Annotated in this window: 21 protein-coding genes and 1 pseudogene; 13 read left to right on the top strand and 9 right to left on the bottom strand. The window is 66.1% G+C overall.

Going from position 1 to position 16,064, the window contains the following annotated elements; translation table 11 throughout:
• From AS93_RS19475 to AS93_RS0114690, 4 genes are all read left to right on the top strand, one after another.
• A partial coding sequence (locus tag AS93_RS19475) for an FAD-dependent oxidoreductase (RefSeq protein WP_037009457.1) occupies positions 1 to 746 on the top strand: 746 nt, incomplete at its 5' end.
• A gap of 46 nt (positions 747 to 792) precedes the next feature.
• Positions 793 to 1,149 (top strand): RidA family protein, encoded by a 357-nt coding sequence (locus tag AS93_RS0114700; RefSeq protein WP_027591316.1) that lies wholly within the window; start codon positions 793 to 795, stop codon positions 1,147 to 1,149.
• Positions 1,150 to 1,264: 115 nt separating this feature from the next.
• A complete protein-coding gene (locus AS93_RS0114695) occupies positions 1,265 to 1,813 on the top strand; it encodes a cupin domain-containing protein (protein ID WP_027591315.1) in 549 nt (182 codons plus the stop codon).
• 155 nt (positions 1,814 to 1,968) lie between these two features.
• Positions 1,969 to 2,391 carry a c-type cytochrome gene (locus AS93_RS0114690; RefSeq protein ID WP_027591314.1) on the top strand — a complete coding sequence of 141 codons (423 nt, stop codon included), beginning with the start codon at positions 1,969 to 1,971 and terminating at the stop codon, positions 2,389 to 2,391.
• A gap of 167 nt (positions 2,392 to 2,558) precedes the next feature.
• Here the strand turns inward: AS93_RS0114690 and xpt are convergent, their stop codons facing one another.
• Positions 2,559 to 3,131 carry a xanthine phosphoribosyltransferase gene (gene xpt / locus AS93_RS0114685; RefSeq protein WP_027591313.1) on the bottom strand — a complete coding sequence of 191 codons (573 nt, stop codon included), beginning with the start codon at positions 3,129 to 3,131 and terminating at the stop codon, positions 2,559 to 2,561.
• Positions 3,132 to 3,343: 212 nt separating this feature from the next.
• Between xpt and AS93_RS0114680 the strand changes: the two genes are divergently transcribed.
• Positions 3,344 to 3,982 carry a peroxiredoxin gene (locus AS93_RS0114680; protein WP_027591312.1) on the top strand — a complete coding sequence of 213 codons (639 nt, stop codon included), beginning with the start codon at positions 3,344 to 3,346 and terminating at the stop codon, positions 3,980 to 3,982.
• 28 nt (positions 3,983 to 4,010) lie between these two features.
• Here AS93_RS0114680 and AS93_RS0114675 read toward each other — a convergent pair whose 3' ends face one another.
• From AS93_RS0114675 to rph, 7 genes are all read right to left on the bottom strand, one after another.
• The gene (locus AS93_RS0114675) at positions 4,011 to 4,304 is read right to left on the bottom strand and encodes a cyd operon YbgE family protein (RefSeq protein WP_051587493.1); all 294 of its coding nucleotides are present in this window, start codon (positions 4,302 to 4,304) and stop codon (positions 4,011 to 4,013) included.
• Positions 4,294 to 4,410, bottom strand: coding sequence for a cytochrome bd-I oxidase subunit CydX (gene cydX, locus AS93_RS20370; RefSeq protein ID WP_027591310.1), 117 nt, complete (start codon positions 4,408 to 4,410; stop codon positions 4,294 to 4,296). Before cydX ends, AS93_RS0114675 begins: the two co-directional genes overlap by 11 nt.
• Positions 4,411 to 4,478: 68 nt before the next feature.
• On the bottom strand, positions 4,479 to 5,624 hold the full coding sequence (gene cydB, locus AS93_RS0114665; protein WP_027591309.1) for a cytochrome d ubiquinol oxidase subunit II: 1,146 nt from the start codon (positions 5,622 to 5,624) through the stop codon (positions 4,479 to 4,481).
• Positions 5,625 to 5,634: 10 nt separating this feature from the next.
• The gene (locus tag AS93_RS0114660; protein ID WP_027591308.1) at positions 5,635 to 7,209 is read right to left on the bottom strand and encodes a cytochrome ubiquinol oxidase subunit I; all 1,575 of its coding nucleotides are present in this window, start codon (positions 7,207 to 7,209) and stop codon (positions 5,635 to 5,637) included.
• Between the two features lie 32 nt (positions 7,210 to 7,241).
• On the bottom strand, positions 7,242 to 7,427 hold the full coding sequence (cydP, locus tag AS93_RS0114655) for a cytochrome oxidase putative small subunit CydP (protein WP_027591307.1): 186 nt from the start codon (positions 7,425 to 7,427) through the stop codon (positions 7,242 to 7,244).
• Between the two features lie 265 nt (positions 7,428 to 7,692).
• On the bottom strand, positions 7,693 to 8,064 hold the full coding sequence (locus AS93_RS0114650; RefSeq protein WP_027591306.1) for a DUF4870 domain-containing protein: 372 nt from the start codon (positions 8,062 to 8,064) through the stop codon (positions 7,693 to 7,695).
• Positions 8,065 to 8,070: 6 nt separating this feature from the next.
• On the bottom strand, positions 8,071 to 8,793 hold the full coding sequence (gene rph / locus AS93_RS0114645) for a ribonuclease PH (RefSeq protein WP_027591305.1): 723 nt from the start codon (positions 8,791 to 8,793) through the stop codon (positions 8,071 to 8,073).
• Between the two features lie 138 nt (positions 8,794 to 8,931).
• Here rph and AS93_RS0114640 point away from each other — a divergent pair, with 138 nt between their 5' ends.
• The 5 genes from AS93_RS0114640 to AS93_RS0114620 all read left to right on the top strand — a co-directional run bounded on the left by AS93_RS0114640 (position 8,932) and on the right by AS93_RS0114620 (position 13,438).
• Positions 8,932 to 9,795 (top strand): YicC/YloC family endoribonuclease, encoded by an 864-nt coding sequence (locus tag AS93_RS0114640; protein ID WP_027591304.1) that lies wholly within the window; start codon positions 8,932 to 8,934, stop codon positions 9,793 to 9,795.
• Positions 9,796 to 9,805: 10 nt separating this feature from the next.
• Positions 9,806 to 10,426 (top strand): guanylate kinase, encoded by a 621-nt coding sequence (gmk, locus tag AS93_RS0114635; protein WP_027591303.1) that lies wholly within the window; start codon positions 9,806 to 9,808, stop codon positions 10,424 to 10,426.
• 107 nt (positions 10,427 to 10,533) lie between these two features.
• The gene (gene rpoZ, locus AS93_RS0114630) at positions 10,534 to 10,800 is read left to right on the top strand and encodes a DNA-directed RNA polymerase subunit omega (RefSeq protein WP_027591302.1); all 267 of its coding nucleotides are present in this window, start codon (positions 10,534 to 10,536) and stop codon (positions 10,798 to 10,800) included.
• A 68-nt stretch (positions 10,801 to 10,868) separates the two neighbouring features.
• Positions 10,869 to 12,995 carry a bifunctional GTP diphosphokinase/guanosine-3',5'-bis pyrophosphate 3'-pyrophosphohydrolase gene (spoT, locus tag AS93_RS0114625; protein WP_027591301.1) on the top strand — a complete coding sequence of 709 codons (2,127 nt, stop codon included), beginning with the start codon at positions 10,869 to 10,871 and terminating at the stop codon, positions 12,993 to 12,995.
• Positions 12,996 to 13,057: 62 nt separating this feature from the next.
• Positions 13,058 to 13,438, top strand: coding sequence for a RidA family protein (locus AS93_RS0114620; RefSeq protein WP_027591300.1), 381 nt, complete (start codon positions 13,058 to 13,060; stop codon positions 13,436 to 13,438).
• A gap of 59 nt (positions 13,439 to 13,497) precedes the next feature.
• Here AS93_RS0114620 and AS93_RS0114615 read toward each other — a convergent pair whose 3' ends face one another.
• A complete protein-coding gene (locus AS93_RS0114615; RefSeq protein WP_027591299.1) occupies positions 13,498 to 14,343 on the bottom strand; it encodes an NAD-dependent epimerase/dehydratase family protein in 846 nt (281 codons plus the stop codon).
• Between the two features lie 140 nt (positions 14,344 to 14,483).
• On the opposite strand from AS93_RS0114615, the gene exbB reads away from it, so the two are divergent.
• The 3 genes and pseudogenes from exbB to AS93_RS20960 form a co-directional block, all read left to right on the top strand.
• Positions 14,484 to 15,413: a tonB-system energizer ExbB gene (exbB, locus tag AS93_RS0114610; protein ID WP_027591298.1), complete on the top strand. Its 930-nt coding sequence runs from the start codon at positions 14,484 to 14,486 to the stop codon at positions 15,411 to 15,413.
• Positions 15,414 to 15,416: 3 nt separating this feature from the next.
• Positions 15,417 to 15,845 carry a TonB system transport protein ExbD gene (gene exbD / locus AS93_RS0114605; RefSeq protein WP_027591297.1) on the top strand — a complete coding sequence of 143 codons (429 nt, stop codon included), beginning with the start codon at positions 15,417 to 15,419 and terminating at the stop codon, positions 15,843 to 15,845.
• Positions 15,842 to 16,064, top strand: a pseudogene (locus tag AS93_RS20960) (energy transducer TonB); the annotation flags it as partial. The gene exbD and the pseudogene AS93_RS20960, both read left to right, overlap by 4 nt.

Raw genomic sequence — 16,064 nt, 5'->3', positions numbered from 1 at the left:
TGGCCGGCGCCCTGCGCCTGCCCAACGACCAGACCGGCGACTGCCAGCTGTTCACCTCGCGGCTGGCCGAGCTGGCGCGCGGCCTGGGGGTGGAGTTCCGTTTCGGCTGCTCGCTGCAGCGCTTCGAGCAGCAAGGCGGGCGCATCACCGGCGCCTGGATCGATGGCCGCCTGGAGACCGCCGACCGCTATGTGCTGGCGCTGGGCAGCTACAGTCCGCAACTGCTCGCGCCGCTGGGCATCCGCCTGCCGGTCTACCCGCTCAAGGGCTACTCACTGACGGTGCCGATCAGCAATCCGGACGCAGCCCCTGCCTCGACCATCCTCGACGAGACCTACAAGATCGCCATCACGCGCTTCGACCAGCGCATGCGGGTCGGCGGCATGGCCGAGATCGCCGGCTATGACCTGCGGCTGAACCCGCGCCGGCGGCAAACCCTGGAGATGGTCACCCACGATCTCTACCCGCACGCCGGCGAGCTGGCGCGGGCCGAGTTCTGGACCGGCCTGCGTCCGGCCACCCCGGACGGCACGCCCCTGGTCGGCGCCACGCCGCTGGGCAATCTGTTTCTCAACACCGGACATGGCACCCTCGGCTGGACCATGGCCTGCGGCTCCGGGCGGCTGCTGGCTGACCTGCTGGCCCGCAAGCGGCCGCAGATCCGTACCGACGGGCTGGATCTGTTCCGCTACACCGGTGGTGGCTCACGGGCCTCCGGCACTGGCGAGCCGCTGTCGGCGCACTGAACGGTTCCGCTAGACTGCGCCGACTTCCCCGCACCGGAGCCCGGTCATGTCCATTGAGCGTCTGCACGTCGCCTCGCGTTACAGCGAGGCGGTTATCCATAACGGCGTGGTGTACCTGTCCGGCCAACTGGCCGATGACCTGTCCGGCGACATCTGCCAGCAGACCCGCGAGACCCTCGCCGCCATTGACCGCCTGCTGACCGAGGCCGGCAGCGACAAGACCCGCATCCTGTCCGCCACCCTCTATCTGCGCGATATCGACGCCGACTACGCCGGCATGAACGCCGAATGGGACGCCTGGGTCGCTCCGGGCGCCGCGCCGGCGCGCGCCACGGTGCAGGCCCGCCTGTATGCCCCGGAGGTGCGGGTGGAGATCCAGATCGTCGCTGCGCAGGCGGGCTAGCGTCGTCCGGACTTCACGGCGACGGGCGCACGCAACGGCTGTTGTAAATACTGAACACTGTTGCCATGATACCGCGCACTTTTTGCCCGTCCCGTTCCGGAGGAGGAACCTGTCATTGGACGTCGGTGTTCGACTGCAATCCATTCGCAAGATGAAGGGTCTTTCCCAGCGTGAGCTGGCCAAGCGCGCCGGGGTGACCAACAGCACCATCTCGATGATCGAGAAGAACAGTGTCAGCCCCTCCATCAGTTCGCTGAAAAAGGTGCTGTCGGGCATTCCGATGTCGCTGGTGGAATTCTTCTCGCTGGACCTGCAGGAAGAAAACCGCACCCAGGTGGTCTACAAGGCCGACGAGCTGATGGACATCGGCGGCGGCTCGGTCGCCATGCGCCTGATCGGCAAGGCCTTCCCCAACCGCGCCCTGTCCATGCTCGACGAGACCTACCCGCCGAACAGCGACACCGGCGAGGAAATGCTCTACCACGAAGGCGAGGAAGCCGGCGTGCTGGTCGCCGGTCGCCTGGAACTCACGGTGGGCGACGAGGTGTACGTGCTGGAATGTGGCGACAGCTACTACTTCCAGAGCAACCAGCCGCACCGTTTCCGCAATCCCTATGAAGTACCCGCCCGGCTGATCAGCGCCACCACGCCGGCGAACTTCTGAAGCCCGCAAGGCCCGCGACGCCGCGGGCTGTGCGACGCAATGCCGCAACCCTGCATTGGCCGCGGGGTTGTTTCGGCGGGTCGGCCTTGCCGTTATACTGTCGCCCGCTCGCGAACCGTGGCCGCGAGCGTTTCTAGCCACGATGAGGGTGTAAGGTGAACTGGACTAAGAAGATTCTGGTGGCCAACGCTGCCGTATTGGCCCTGTGGGCGGTGAGCGCTCAGGCTACGACCAATGAAGCGATCGCCGAGCGTCTGAAGCCGGTGGGCGAAGTCTGCATCCAGGGTCAGGAGTGCAAGGGCGTGGGTGCCGTTGCCGCCGCCGCTGGTGGTGCCGCACGCAGTGGTGCCGACGTGGTCGCCAAATTCTGCAACGCGTGCCATGGCACCGGCCTGCTGAACTCGCCGAAGAACCATGACACCGCCGCCTGGAAGGCCCGTGCCGATGCCAAGGGTGGTCTGGACGGTCTGGTGAAGAGCGCCATCGCCGGCCTGAATGCCATGCCGCCGAAGGGCACCTGCAGCGACTGCTCCGATGACGAGATGCGCGCTGCCATTCAGGAAATGTCCGGCCTGTAAGCCGAGCTTCCTGCACGAAAAAGCCGCCCGAGGGCGGCTTTTTCGTTTGCGGGACGCAGGCCGCCGTGGCGGCGGCAATGGTGGACAGGGAAAGCGCTGTCCAACCTGCGTGTGAGCGACGGAGTCCTATGGCGGTCGGCGTCGTTCCGGCCGCCGTTCGGGGTCGCTTAATCGATGAACGTCACCTGGCCACCTTCCAGCGACTGGATACGCGCCAGAGACTCGATGCGCAGGCCCATGCCTTCAAGTTCGGCGCGACCGGGCTGGAAGGACTTTTCGATGACGATGCCCAGGCCGGCGACGCTGGCCCCGGCCTGCTGGATGATCGACACCAGCCCCTTGGCCGCCTGGCCGTTGGCGAGGAAGTCGTCGATCACCAGCACGCGGTCGCTCGGGCTCAGGTAGCGCGCGGCGACGGCGATGGTGCTCTCCACCTGCTTGGTGAACGAATACACCTGCGCGGTCAGCAGATCGTCCTTGAGGATCAGGGAGCGGTGCTTGCGGGCGAAGACCACCGGCACGCCCAGCTCCAGGCCAGCCATCACCGCGGGCGCGATGCCGGAGCTTTCCAGGGTCAGGATCCGGGTGACGCCGGCGTCGCGGAAACGCCGGGCGAATTCCTGGCCGATCTGATGCATCAGCAGCGGGTCGATCTGATGATTCAGGAAGGTATCGACCTTCAGTACCTGATCGGACAACACCACACCGGCGGTGCGGATCTTTTGTTTCAACAGTTCCACGGAGGGACTCCGGCTTCGCGAGAAAGCCGCGCATTCTCGCTGATTCCCCGTCGCGCCAAAAGCGGCCCGGACTTCAGCCGGTCTGTTTTTTTTGGACGGAATGTCCGCTTATTTCTTATTTGAATAAATAAATTTTTATTTATTCTTTTTCTTTTTCGTCACGCGGCGGCAGATTGGATCGCACTTCCTCACGACCCCCAGGAGTTGCAACCATGAGCATCCGCCTCGGCGACATCGCCCCCGACTTCGAACAGGAATCCAGCATCGGCCGCATCCGCTTTCACGAGTGGCTGGGCGACAGCTGGGGCATCCTGTTCTCCCACCCGGCCGACTTCACTCCGGTGTGCACCACCGAACTGGGCTTCACCGCCAAGCTGCAGGACGAATTCGCCAAACGCAACGTCAAGGCCATCGCCCTGTCGGTGGACCCGGTGGATTCCCACATCCGGTGGATCGATGACATCAACGAGACGCAGAACACCCGGGTGAACTTCCCGATCCTGGCCGACGCCGACCGCGCTGTGTCCGAGCTGTACGACCTGATCCACCCGAACGCCAGCGACACCCTGACGGTGCGCTCGCTGTTCGTCATCGACCCGAACAAGAAGGTGCGCCTGACCATCACCTACCCGGCCAGCACCGGTCGCAACTTCCACGAGATCCTGCGCGTGGTGGATTCGCTGCAGCTCACCGACAACTACAAGGTGGCCACCCCGGCCAACTGGCAGGACGGTGACGAGGTGGTGATCGTGCCGTCCCTGAAGGACGAGGCCGAGCTCCGCGAGCGTTTCCCCAAGGGCTATCGCGCGGTGCGTCCGTACCTGCGCCTGACCCCGCAGCCCAACAAGTAGTCGGCCCTTCGGCGGCGCGGCGCTGCTCTCAGCCCTGCGCCTGCCAGAGGATCAGGTAGCCCAGCCCCATCAGCAGCCAGCCGCCCAGCGGATGGAACAGCGTGCGCCACAGGCGGCTGTGCGGATCAAAGCCGACGCCGTGGATGAAGCCGTTGGAAATGCCCCACATCACCAGCATCAGCAGGCCGTGGCTGTAGCCGCCCTCGGCGTCCAGCATGGCCGCCGGGTGGATCAGCAGCAGCAGCGCCAGCGGCGAGGCCAGCAGCAGGGAGGCGGCGCGGCTGGCGCCGCGTCGCAACCAGGGGCGGGTGTCACTCGCCACCGACGGTTTCCTCGTCGAGGTTCTGGGTGGTTTCCAGCCACAGGGCATTGATGATGCCGAAGCTGCACGCCAGCAGTACGCCGAGAATCCAGGCGAAATACCACATGTTCGTTCTCCTTGGCCCTGAGCGGGCGCGTCTGGCGGCCGGTGCGCACGGCTCCGGCCGCCGGGGTTTCAGTACAGGCCGTGCGGGTTGGCGTCGATGGTCTGGCTGGTCACGCGGCCCCACATGCGGATGTAGCACCACAGGGTGTAGAGCAGGATCAGCGGCACGAAGAGGGCGGCCACCACCAGCATGATGCCCAGGGTCTTCTGGCTGGAAACCGCGTCCCAGAGCGTCAGGCTCGAGGCCGGATCGATGCTCGACGGGAACACGAAGGGGAACAGCGCGAAGCCGGCGGTGCAGAGGGTGCCGACGATCGCCAGGCTGCTGCCCAGGAAGGCCACGCCGCCACGGTTGAACAGCGCGCCGAGCAGCGCCAGCAGGCCGCCGGCCAGGCCGAGCAGCGGGGCGACGCGGGTCAGCGGGTACTGGGCGTAGTTGGCCAGCCAGCCGCTGTTATCCATGACCACCTGTTTGTGCAGCGGATTGAGCGCCAGGCCCAGGTCGGCGAAGCCGCCGGCCAGGCGCATGCCCGGCAGGCCGCCGAGGATCAGCCACAGGCCGGCGCCGCCGAAGGTCAGCAGGAACAGCAGGGCGCAGAGGCGGGTGGCCAGGCGCGAACGCTGGTGCAGCTCGGCGTCGGTGCGCAGCATCAGCCAGGCGCCGCCGTGGGCGCAGAGCATGCTCAGGCTGACCAGGCCGGCGAGCAGGGCGAACGGGTGCAGCAAGCCGAAGAACGAGCCTTCATAGCTGGAGCGCATCAACTCGTCGAGGCGGAAGGGCAGGCCGAGGAACAGGTTGCCGAAGGCCACGCCGAACAGCAGCGCCGGTACCGCGCCGCCGGTGAACAGCGCCCAGTCCCAGGCGTTGCGCCACTTCTGATTCTCCAGCTTGCTGCGGTAGTCGAAGCCGACCGGCCGGCAGAACAGCGCGAACAGCACCAGCAGCATCGCCCAGTACAGCCCGGAGAAGGCCGCCGCGTAGACCATCGGCCAGGCAGCGAACAGCGCGCCGCCGGCAGTGATGAACCACACCTGGTTGCCATCCCAGTGCGGGGCGATGGTGTTGATCGCCGCGCGCCGCTCGTTGTCGGTCTTGCCAACGAAGGGCATCAGCGCCATGGCGCCCATGTCGAAGCCGTCGGTGAGGGCGAAGCCGATCAGCAGCACGCCGATCAGCACCCACCAGAGCAGTTTCAGGGTTTCGTAATCGAACATGGCAATCTCCTCAGGCCTTGGCCGCTTGGGCGGCGGCCAGACGCTCGAAGTGGTAGCGGCCGGTGTGCAGGCTGGACGGGCCGAGACGGGCGAACTTGATCATCAGGTACATCTCGATCACCAGCAGCAGGCTGTAGAAGGCAATCAGCGCGACCAGCGAACCCCAGACGTCGCCGCTGGACAGGCTGGAGGCCGACAGGTGGGTGGGCAGCACCTCGCCGATCGACCAGGGCTGGCGGCCGTGCTCGGCCACGTACCAGCCGGTCTGCGCGGCGATCCACGGCAGCGGCAGGGCCAGCAGGGCGAAGCGCAGCAGCCACGGCTTGTCCTCGGCGTTGCGCTTGACCGACGCCCAACTGGCCAGCACGAACAGCAGCAGCATCAGGAAGCCTGAGGCGACCATGATCCGGAAGGTCCAGAACAGGCTGGGCACATGCGGGATGGTGTCCAGCGCGGCCAGCTTGATCTGCTCCTCGCTCGCGTCCACCACGTTGGCGGTGTATTTCTTGAGCAGCAGGCCGTAGCCCAGGTCCTGCTTGACCTCGTTGAAGGCGGCGATGGCTTCCGGCGACTTGTCACCGGCGCGCAGCGCCTCGAGCCGCGCATAGGCGGTCATGCCGTTGCGAATGCGCCCCTCGTGCTCGGCGATCAGGTCCTTGATGCCCTTGACCTCCTCGTCCAGCGAGCGGGTGGCGATCAGCCCCAGCGCGTAGGGGATCTTCACCGCGTAGTCGGTGCGCATCTCCTCCTGGTTGGGCAGGCCGAACAGGGTGAAGCTGGCTGGCGCCGGGTGGGTGTCCCATTCGGCCTCGATGGCGGCCAGCTTGGTCTTCTGCACGTCGCCGATTTCGTAGCCAGATTCATCGCCAAGAATGATCACCGACAGCGACGCAGCCAGGCCGAAAACCGCGGCGATGGCGAACGAACGGCGGGCGAAGCCGAGGTCGCGCTTCTTCAGCAGGTACCAGCTGGAGATCGCCAGCACGAAGATCGCGCCGGTGACGTAGCCGGCCGATACGGTGTGCACGAACTTCACCTGCGCCACCGGGTTGAACAGCAGGGCGCCGAAATCCACCAGCTCCATGCGCATGGTCTCGAAGTTGAACTCCGAGCCGACCGGGTTCTGCATCCAGCCGTTGGCGATCAGGATCCACAGCGCCGACAGGTTGGAACCCAGCGCCACCAGCCAGGTGACAGCCAGGTGCTGCACCTTGGAGAGGCGGTCCCAGCCGAAGAAGAACAAGCCGATGAAGGTCGATTCGAGGAAGAACGCCATCAGCCCCTCGATGGCCAGTGGCGCGCCGAAGATGTCACCCACGTAGTGGCTGTAGTAGGCCCAGTTGGTGCCGAACTGGAATTCCATGGTCAGGCCGGTGGTGACGCCGAGGGCGAAGTTGATGCCGAACAGCTTGCCCCAGAACTTCACCATGTCCTTGTAGACCTGCTTGCCGGTCATCACATAGACCGACTCCATGATGGCCAGCAGGAAGGCCAGCCCCAGGGTCAGGGGCACGAACAGAAAGTGGTACATCGCGGTCATGGCAAATTGCAGACGCGACAGGTCGACGACGGTTTCCGAGATCATCTCGGCGCCTCCTCGGGTGGGACGGAAAGGAATTACGGCTGCGTTGCGGGGCCGAACAGACGTTCGCTGACGCGCTCGCTGCCATTGACCGGCACGGTGGGTTCAGTGAACCAGACCGCCTTGAGGGTGAGCAGGATGGCCAGCTTGATCAGCAGGATGATGCCGATCTCGCGAACCAGCCGGGTTTGCCAGGGGGATTGCGGAGTGGGTTGCGACATGACGGAGCTCCTGAAACGGCTTGCCACCGGGGTACGGCGAACCCTGGCTCGGCGAGTCAGATCCGGGGTTCCGGTTGCAGGCGTTGGCTCGTCCATGCATCGCATCGAAGCAGGTGCACAGGCGAAACGGTATACGGAGCGGATTGTACTCCTGGGGGTATGTGTTGGGGGCGGGCGGGGCATTTGGTCGCAGCGCGACGGCGTGCAGCGCTCTGGTATCTGGCAAGCGGAAAGTAGAAGGCCCCGCATTGACGGGGCCTTCGGTTCACTTCACCAATCGCCAACAGAGTGGATAACGGTAGGCCACCCCGTCGTTGGCCTTGATACCGGCGATGATGGTGACGACCAGCGCAAACACGCCGACCAGCACCATCAGCGGAAAGCCGATCAGAATCCAGGCCAGCAGCCCGCAGATCATGAAGGCCACGCTGACCGTGATCTGGAAATTCAGCGCTTCCTTGCCCTGCTGGTCGACGAAGGGGTCGAGGTCCTTCTTCAGTTGCCAGACGATCAGCGGCCCGATCACGTTGCCGATCATCGGCGCCAGGAACCAGGCGAACGCCGCGTAATGGCAGAGCATCGCCCAGCGGCGGGCGTCCGGGCCGGGTGGCGGAATCAGGGACTGGTCGTCATGCATGATGGCTTACTCGGTTTCCAGGGCGACGCGCTGCAGGGCGAACAGTTCGTGCAGGCCGTCGCGGGCCAGTGCCAGCATGGCGTTCAGTTCCTCGGGCTGGAACGGCTCGCCCTCGGCGGTGCCCTGCACTTCGATGAAGCCGCCGGCGCTTGTCATCACCACGTTGAGGTCGGTCTCGGCGGCGGAATCCTCCAGGTAGTCCAGGTCGAGCACCGGCTCGCCCTGGTAGATACCCACGGAGACGGCGGCGACCATCTGCTTGAGCGGGTCCTGCTTGAGCTGGCCGCGCTTCTTCATGGCGGCCAGGGCGTCGACCAGCGCCACCATGGCGCCGGTGATCGAGGCGGTGCGGGTGCCGCCGTCGGCCTGGATCACGTCGCAGTCGACGTACAGGGTGTTCTCGCCCAGCTTGCCCATGTCCAGCGCCGCGCGCAGCGAGCGACCGATCAGGCGCTGGATCTCCAGGGTGCGACCGCCCTGCTTGCCACGGCTGGCTTCGCGCTGGGTGCGCTCACCGGTCGCACGCGGCAGCATGCCGTACTCGGCGGTCAGCCAGCCCTGGCCCTGGCCCTTGAGGAAGCGCGGCACGCCGCTTTCGACGCTCACCGTACAGATGACCTTGGTGTCGCCGAACTCCACCAGCACCGAGCCCTCGGCGTGCTTGGTGTAGTGGCGGGTGAGGCGAATCGCGCGCAGCTCGGTGGCGGCGCGGCCGCTGGGTCGCTTCATGGGTACGTCCTGCTGGGAATGAAATCAGCCGGCATTATAGGTGTCTGACGCAGCGAAGACAGTCTCGCCGTGGGCGATGTGGTCGCACTGCGCTACAATTCCGCCCCTTTCGCAACCCGACCCCCGAGAGGTAAGCCCATGGTGCACAGCATGACCGCCTTCGCCCGCAGCGAGCGCGCGGGGGCCTATGGCACCCTGAGCTGGGAGCTGCGTTCGGTCAACCACCGCTATCTGGAACCGCATCTGCGCCTGCCGGATGCCTTCCGCGACCTGGAAGGCCCGGTGCGCGAGGCGCTGCGCCAGGGCCTGTCGCGTGGCAAGGTGGAATGCACCCTGCGCTTCACCGAAGCCGGCAGCGGCCAGTCGCTGCAGGTCGACCGCGAGCGCGCCGCGCAGCTGATCACCGCCGCCGAGGAGGTGGCCGCGCTGATTCGCCAGCCCGCCTCGATCAATCCGTTGGAAGTGCTGGGCTGGCCGGGCGTGCTGGTCGGTGACGCCACCGATCCGCAGGCGCTGAATGCCGCCGCGCTGGAGCTGTTCGGCGAGGCACTGGCCCAGCTGCGCGAAGGCCGCGCGCGGGAAGGCGCCGAGCTGGCGCGCCTGCTGGAGGAGCGTCTGGATGCCATCCGCGCCGAAGTCGCCACGCTGCGCGAGCAGGTGCCGCAGATGCTCGGCCTGCAGCGCCAGAAGATCCTCGACCGCTTCGCCGAGCTGAAGCTGGAGGCGGACGGCCAGCGCCTGGAGCAGGAGCTGGTGATGCTGGCGCAGAAGAGTGACGTGGCCGAGGAGCTGGACCGGCTGAACACCCATGTCGGCGAGGTGCGCCGCGTGCTCAGGTCCGGCGGCGCCGCCGGCCGGCGTCTGGACTTCCTGATGCAGGAGCTCAACCGCGAGGCCAACACCCTGGGCTCCAAGGCCTACGACCCGCGCAGCACCCAGGCGGCAGTGAATCTCAAAGTGCTGATTGAACAGATGCGCGAACAAGTGCAGAACATCGAGTAACGAGAACGACATGAGCGCCAGCAGCGGTACCCTCTACATCGTTTCCGCGCCCTCCGGGGCCGGCAAGACCAGCCTGGTCAAGGCCCTGATCGACAGCATGCCGCAGGTGCGCGTGTCGGTTTCGCACACCACCCGCGCCATGCGCCCGGGCGAAGTGGACGGGGTGAACTACCACTTCGTCGAGCGCGAACGCTTCCTGGGCATGCTGGAGCAGGATGAGTTCCTCGAGCATGCCGAGGTGTTCGGCAACCTGTATGGCACCTCGCAGCGCTGGGTCGAACACACCCTGGCCGAGGGCTTCGATCTGATCCTGGAAATCGACTGGCAGGGCGCCCAGCAGGTTCGCCGCCTGATGCCCGACGCCCGTTCCATCTTCATTCTGCCGCCGACCCAGCAGGCCCTGCGCCAGCGCCTGACCAATCGGGGCCAGGACAGCGACGAGGTGATCGAGCGGCGCATGCGTGAGGCGGTCAGCGAGATGAGCCACTACGTCGAATACGACTACCTGGTGATCAACGACGATTTTGCCCACGCGCTGGATGACCTGAAGGCCGTCTTCCGTGCCAACCAGCTGCGCCAGCAGCGCCAGCAGCAACGCCACCTGGCGCTGCTCGACGCGCTGCTGGGCTGACGGGCGTCCGTCGGGCCGGCGCTTGCCGCTGGCCCCGCGCCTTCTTTAGACTACCGGGTCCGCTCGCCCAGCCCGGGCACGGCCCCCACGCTACTCAGAGGAACACCATGGCCCGCGTTACCGTTGAAGACTGCCTGGAAAACGTCGATAACCGCTTCGAACTGGTCATGCTGGCAACCAAGCGCTCCCGTCAGCTGGCTACCGGCGGCAAGGAACCGAAGGTCGCCTGGGAAAACGACAAGCCCACCGTGGTTGCCCTGCGCGAAATCGCCAGCGGCCTGGTGGACTACGACGTCATCGCCCAGGAAGAGCTGATCGAGGAAGAACCGATCTTCGCCGCGTTCGAGGAAGAGGCCAAAGACGAGGCCCTGTAAGATGCGTGCGCGAGGTCGTTCGCAGCCGCTGCTGCCGATGGAGTATGCTGTCGGCAGGAGGTGCCGCCATGGCTGGTAATCTCGACGCCCTCGCTGATCGCATCTCGTCCTATCTGGCGGCGGACCAGGTCAATCTGGTCCGGCGAGCCTACTATTACGCCGAGCAGGCCCACGACGGCCAGCGCCGGCGCAGTGGCGAAGCCTACGTCACCCACCCGCTGGCGGTGGCCAACATCCTGGCCGAAATGCACATGGACCATCAGAGCCTGATGGCCGCCATGCTGCACGACGTGATCGAGGATACCGGCATCGCCAAGGAAGCCATCAGCTCGCAGTTCGGCGAAACCGTCGCCGAGCTGGTGGACGGGGTCAGCAAGCTGACCCAGATGAAGTTCGAGAACAAGGCCGAAGCCCAGGCCGAGAACTTCCAGAAGATGGCCCTGGCCATGGCCCGCGACATCCGCGTCATCCTGGTCAAGTTGGCCGACCGCCTGCACAACATGCGTACCCTGGATGCCATGCCGCCGGAGAAGAGCCGGCGCATCGCCCGTGAAACCCTGGAAATCTACGCGCCCATCGCCAACCGGCTGGGCATGCACAACATGCGCGTGGAATTCGAGGACCTGGGGTTCCGGGCGATGCATCCGATGCGCTGCGAGCGCATTCGCGCGGCGGTGCGCGGTGCGCGCGGCAACCGCAAGGAAATCGTCGCCAAGATCGAGGAGTCGCTCCAGCACTGCCTGGAGCGCGAGGGGCTGCCCGGCCAGGTCAGCGGCCGCGAGAAACACCTGTTCAGCATCTACAAGAAGATGCGCGGCAAGCGCAAGGCGTTCGCCGACATCATGGACGTGTACGCGTTCCGCATCGTGGTCGACAAGGTCGACACCTGCTACCGGGTGCTGGGCGCCGTGCACAGCCTGTACAAGCCGCTGCCCGGGCGCTTCAAGGACTACATCGCGATTCCCAAGGCCAACGGCTACCAGTCGCTGCACACCACGCTGTTCGGCATGCACGGCGTGCCCATCGAGATCCAGATCCGCACCCAGGAAATGGAGGACATGGCCAACAACGGCATCGCCGCGCACTGGCTGTACAAGTCCAGTGGCGACGACTCGCCGCGCAGCAGCCATGCTCGCGCGCGCCAATGGGTCAAGGGCATCCTCGAGCTGCAGCAGCGCGCCGGCAATTCGCTGGAATTCATCGAGAGCGTGAAAATCGACCTGTTCCCGGACGAGGTCTACGTGTTCACGCCCAAGGGTCGCATCATGGAGCTGCCGCGCGGCGCCACGGCGGTTGACTTCGCCTATGCGGTGCACACCGACGTGGGCAACACCTGCATTGCCTGCCGCATCAACCGGCGCCTGGCGCCGCTCTCGCAGCCGCTGGAAAGCGGCGAAACGGTGGAGATTGTCACCGCCCCCAGCGCCCGGCCGAATCCGGCCTGGCTGAACTTCGTGGTCAGTGGCAAGGCGCGCACCCACATCCGTCACGCCCTCAAGCAGCGTCGCCATTCGGAGTCGGTCAGCCTCGGCGAGCGGCTGCTGAACAAGGCGCTGGCCAGCTTCGAAACCGATCTGGAGCATATCCCCGCGCAGCGTATCCAGGCGGTGCTGGTGGAGTACAAGCTCAGCGAGTTCGAGGACCTGCTGGAAGATGTCGGCCTCGGCAATCGCATGGCGCTGGTGGTGGCGCGCCAGCTGATGGAAGGCAGCGAGGAAATGGAGCTGGCCGCGCAGGCGCCGGACAGCGAGGGTCCTCTGGCGATCCGCGGTACCGAAGGCCTGGTGCTGAGTTACGCCAAGTGCTGCACGCCGATCCCGGGCGACCCGATCGTTGGCCATCTGTCGGCCGGCAAGGGCATGGTGGTGCACCTGGATGGTTGCCGGAACATCGCCGAAATCCGCACCAATCCCGAGAAGTGTGTGCCCCTGACCTGGTCGCGGGAGGTGAGCGGCGAATTCAATGTCGAGCTGCGCGTCGAGCTGGAGCACCAGCGCGGCCTGATCGCTCTGCTGGCCGGCAGCGTCACCGCCGCCGACGCCAACATCGAGAAGATCAGCATGGACGAGCGCGACGGCCGGCTCAGCGTGGTGCAGATGGTGGTCAGCGTCCGCGACCGCGTGCATCTGGCGCGGGTCATCAAGAAGCTGCGTGTGCTGATGGGCGTGTCGCGCATCACCCGCGTGCGCGCCTGACGCCTCAACTTTGTCTTCGTGGCCGCTGATCCTCGGTGGCCGTTTTCTTCAGGGAGCCCTCCATGAGCAAGACCGTGATCAGCACCGATAAGGCGCCCGCCGCCATCGGCACCTATTCCCAGGCCATCAAGGCCGGCAACACCGTGTACCTGTCCGGGCAGATCCCGCTTGATCCGGCCAGCATGCAGCTGGTCGACGGCTTCGAGGCCCAGGCCGTGCGCGTGTTCGAAAACCTCAAGGCGGTGGCCGAAGCGGCCGGCGGTTCGCTGAACGATATCGTCAAGCTGAACATCTACCTGACCGATCTGGGCAACTTCGCCACCGTCAACGAGGTGATGAGCCGCTACTTCCAGCAGCCTTATCCGGCCCGCGCCGCCATCGGCATCAACAGCCTGCCGCGCGGCTCGCTGGTGGAAATGGACGGCGTGATGGTGATTGGCTGATCGGCGCTGTTGCGGCCGCCGAAACGGCGGCTCGGTGGACAAGCAGAACGTTGTCCAGCCTACGATTCCCCATACCCCTCCCGATAGCTCGGATAGCGCGGCGCCCAGCCCAGGCTGCGCGCGCGCGCATTGCTGCAGCGCTTGCTGCCGGCGCGGCGCTGCATCGGCGCGCCGGGCGGCGTCTTGATGTCGAACCGCGCGCGCAGCCACTCCGCCACCTCATGCAGCGGCGCCGGTTCGTCATCCACGCCGAGGTAGATCGTCTCCAGCCGTTCCCCGTGCGCATCAGCCTGCGCCAGGTAGGCCAGCAGCGCGGCGGCATCGTCGCGGTGAATGCGGTTGCTGTACAACGGTGGCTCTGCCGTAGGCGTCAGGCCGGCGCGCAACTGATCGACCAGCCAGCGGCTGGTGCCCTCATACAGGCCGGCCAGGCGCACCACGCTGGCCGGAATGCCGCTGCTCAGCGCCAGCCGCTCGGCCTCCAGCAGGACGCGTCCGGTGAAGCCCTGTGGCTCGCAGGGGGATGCCTCGTCCACCCATTCGCCGCTGTGCTGCCCGTACACCGCCGTGCTGGAGACGAACAGCAGGCGTCGCGGTCGCTGGCCATGCTCCGTCAGCCAGCCCAGCACATGGCGCAAGCCGTCGACATAGGCGGCGCGGTAGGCCCGCTCATCGGAGCGGTCGGCCGCCGCGGCATACAGCAGGTAGTCCGGTGCCTGTGCGGGCCAGCCGGCCGGACACTGCGCCTGGGCCAGATCCCCCGCGAGCGGGTGTATGGACGGCGGCAGTCCTGCGACCTGTCGTCGCAGTCCCTGTACAGACCAGCCCTGGGCGGCGAGCGTGGAGCCGGTACGGCAGCCCAGGTCGCCGCAACCGGCGATCAGAAGGCGGGGAAATTCGGGCATTGGATGAGTCCCATCAAGGCGATGCGATTGTCAGGTGAACGACAATCCACTTTGAATTAACGAGAATTAATTGCAATAATCTCGGCCGTTTTTGCTGCTGCCTCATGGCAGGGTTTCGCTTTCAGTTCAGGTCAGGCCTCATGAACAGAACCGCCACTCGCGCTCAGTCCCTTTTCGCTGCCTTGTTGGTCGGCTGCCTGCTGGTGCCAACCGTGCAGGCACAGACGCCGGCGCCCACTCCCCCGGCCGAGCAAGCGGTCGCCAGCGAAGGGCCCGCCAGCGCCGGCGGACCGCAAGACAACCCGAATCCCGCGAGCCCTGCCGCAGGCGAGGCGACGCCGCCCCAGCCGGTCGAGGTCGAGCATGGCCTCAGCCATGACCTGTCACCCTGGGGCATGTATCAGGCCGCCGACTGGGTGGTCAAGGCGGTGATGATCGGCCTGGTGCTGGCCTCGGTGATCACCTGGACCATCGCGCTGGCCAAGGGGCTGGAGCTTGGCCGTGCCAAGCGGCGTCTGCGGGTGGAACTGAGCGCGCTCAAGACCGCGCGCAACCTGAAGCAGGCTGCAGAGCAGCCACGCGGCCCGCTCAGTCTCACCGACCAATTGGTCGAGGAGGCGCGCCATGAGCTGGAACTGTCCGGGAAGGCCGACAAGGAAGGCATCAAGGAACGCGTGGGCTTTCGCCTCGACCGTCTGGTTGCCGCCAGCGGCCGGCAGATGTCGCAGGGTACCGGTGTGCTGGCCTCGGTCGGCTCGGTGTCGCCCTTTGTCGGCCTGTTCGGCACCGTCTGGGGGATCATGAACAGCTTCATCGGCATCGCCAAGAGCCAGACCACCAACCTCGCCGTGGTGGCGCCCGGTATCGCCGAGGCGCTGCTGGCCACCGCCATCGGCCTGGTCGCAGCGATTCCGGCGGTGGTGCTCTACAACATCTTCGCCCGTGCCATTTCCGGTTTCCGGGCACAGCTGGGCGATGCCGCTGCCGAAGTATTGCTGCTGGTCAGCCGTGACCTGGATCACCAGGCCGCCGGCGAGCGCCAGGTGCCCCACGTGGTGAAGGTAGGCTGAGCCATGGGCATGCAGCTGAAGGAAGGTGGCGGCGACGATCTGGCGGAGAACAGCGAGATCAACGTCACCCCGTTCATCGACGTCATGCTTGTGCTGCTGATCATCTTCATGGTGGCGGCGCCCCTGGCCACCGTGGACGTGAAGCTGGACCTGCCGGCCTCCAGCGCCAAACCGGCCAAGCGCCCGGACAAGCCGATCTACCTGAGCATCAAGGAAGACAACAGCCTGTACGTGGGCAACGAGCAGGTGACTCTGGAGCGCCTGGGGTCGGTGCTGGACCTGGCCACCGAGGGTGACAAGGGCACCACCATCTTCGTACGCGGCGACACCGCGCTGGAGTACGGCAACCTCATGGAGATCATCGATGGCCTGCGCAGTGCCGGCTATCTGAAGATCGGTCTGGTCGGCCTGGAGACGGTTGGCGCGCAATGAGCGAGTCGCACAGCTTCGACCGCTGGGTTCTCAGCCTGCTGATCGTGCTGCTGGTGCACTTCGGCCTTGCCTTCGCGCTGCTCTGGCAACCCCAGGCGGCGCCGCTGGCCGCCATGCCGGCGCCGGCCATGATGCTGGAGCTGGCGCCGTTGCCCGAGGCGCCCACGCCGAGCCCGCCGCAACCGGAACCCCAGCCGGAACCCGAGCCCGAACCTGAAA

The sequence above is a fragment of the Pseudomonas sp. RL genome (assembly GCF_000647775.1).
Taxonomy (GTDB): Bacteria; Pseudomonadota; Gammaproteobacteria; order Pseudomonadales; family Pseudomonadaceae; genus Serpens; species Serpens flexibilis.
Note: the sequence above shows the minus strand (reverse complement) of the source record. Positions and strands in the feature narration are given on the sequence as shown.

Coding starts and splice junctions, on each gene's coding strand:
- rpoZ (WP_027591302.1), top strand. CDS start 10,534: ATGGCCCGCGTTACCGTTGAAGACTGCCTGGAAAACGTCGATAACCGC.
- cydX (WP_027591310.1), bottom strand. CDS start 4,410: ATGTGGTATTTCGCCTGGATTCTCGGCGTACTGCTGGCGTGCAGCTTC.
- AS93_RS0114615 (WP_027591299.1), bottom strand. CDS start 14,343: ATGCCCGAATTTCCCCGCCTTCTGATCGCCGGTTGCGGCGACCTGGGC.
- AS93_RS0114650 (WP_027591306.1), bottom strand. CDS start 8,064: ATGCATGACGACCAGTCCCTGATTCCGCCACCCGGCCCGGACGCCCGC.
- AS93_RS0114620 (WP_027591300.1), top strand. CDS start 13,058: ATGAGCAAGACCGTGATCAGCACCGATAAGGCGCCCGCCGCCATCGGC.
- AS93_RS0114700 (WP_027591316.1), top strand. CDS start 793: ATGTCCATTGAGCGTCTGCACGTCGCCTCGCGTTACAGCGAGGCGGTT.
- rph (WP_027591305.1), bottom strand. CDS start 8,793: ATGAAGCGACCCAGCGGCCGCGCCGCCACCGAGCTGCGCGCGATTCGC.
- cydP (WP_027591307.1), bottom strand. CDS start 7,427: ATGTCGCAACCCACTCCGCAATCCCCCTGGCAAACCCGGCTGGTTCGC.
- exbD (WP_027591297.1), top strand. CDS start 15,417: ATGGGCATGCAGCTGAAGGAAGGTGGCGGCGACGATCTGGCGGAGAAC.
- AS93_RS0114660 (WP_027591308.1), bottom strand. CDS start 7,209: ATGATCTCGGAAACCGTCGTCGACCTGTCGCGTCTGCAATTTGCCATG.
- AS93_RS0114680 (WP_027591312.1), top strand. CDS start 3,344: ATGAGCATCCGCCTCGGCGACATCGCCCCCGACTTCGAACAGGAATCC.
- spoT (WP_027591301.1), top strand. CDS start 10,869: ATGGCTGGTAATCTCGACGCCCTCGCTGATCGCATCTCGTCCTATCTG.
- AS93_RS0114640 (WP_027591304.1), top strand. CDS start 8,932: ATGGTGCACAGCATGACCGCCTTCGCCCGCAGCGAGCGCGCGGGGGCC.
- exbB (WP_027591298.1), top strand. CDS start 14,484: ATGAACAGAACCGCCACTCGCGCTCAGTCCCTTTTCGCTGCCTTGTTG.
- gmk (WP_027591303.1), top strand. CDS start 9,806: ATGAGCGCCAGCAGCGGTACCCTCTACATCGTTTCCGCGCCCTCCGGG.
- cydB (WP_027591309.1), bottom strand. CDS start 5,624: ATGTTCGATTACGAAACCCTGAAACTGCTCTGGTGGGTGCTGATCGGC.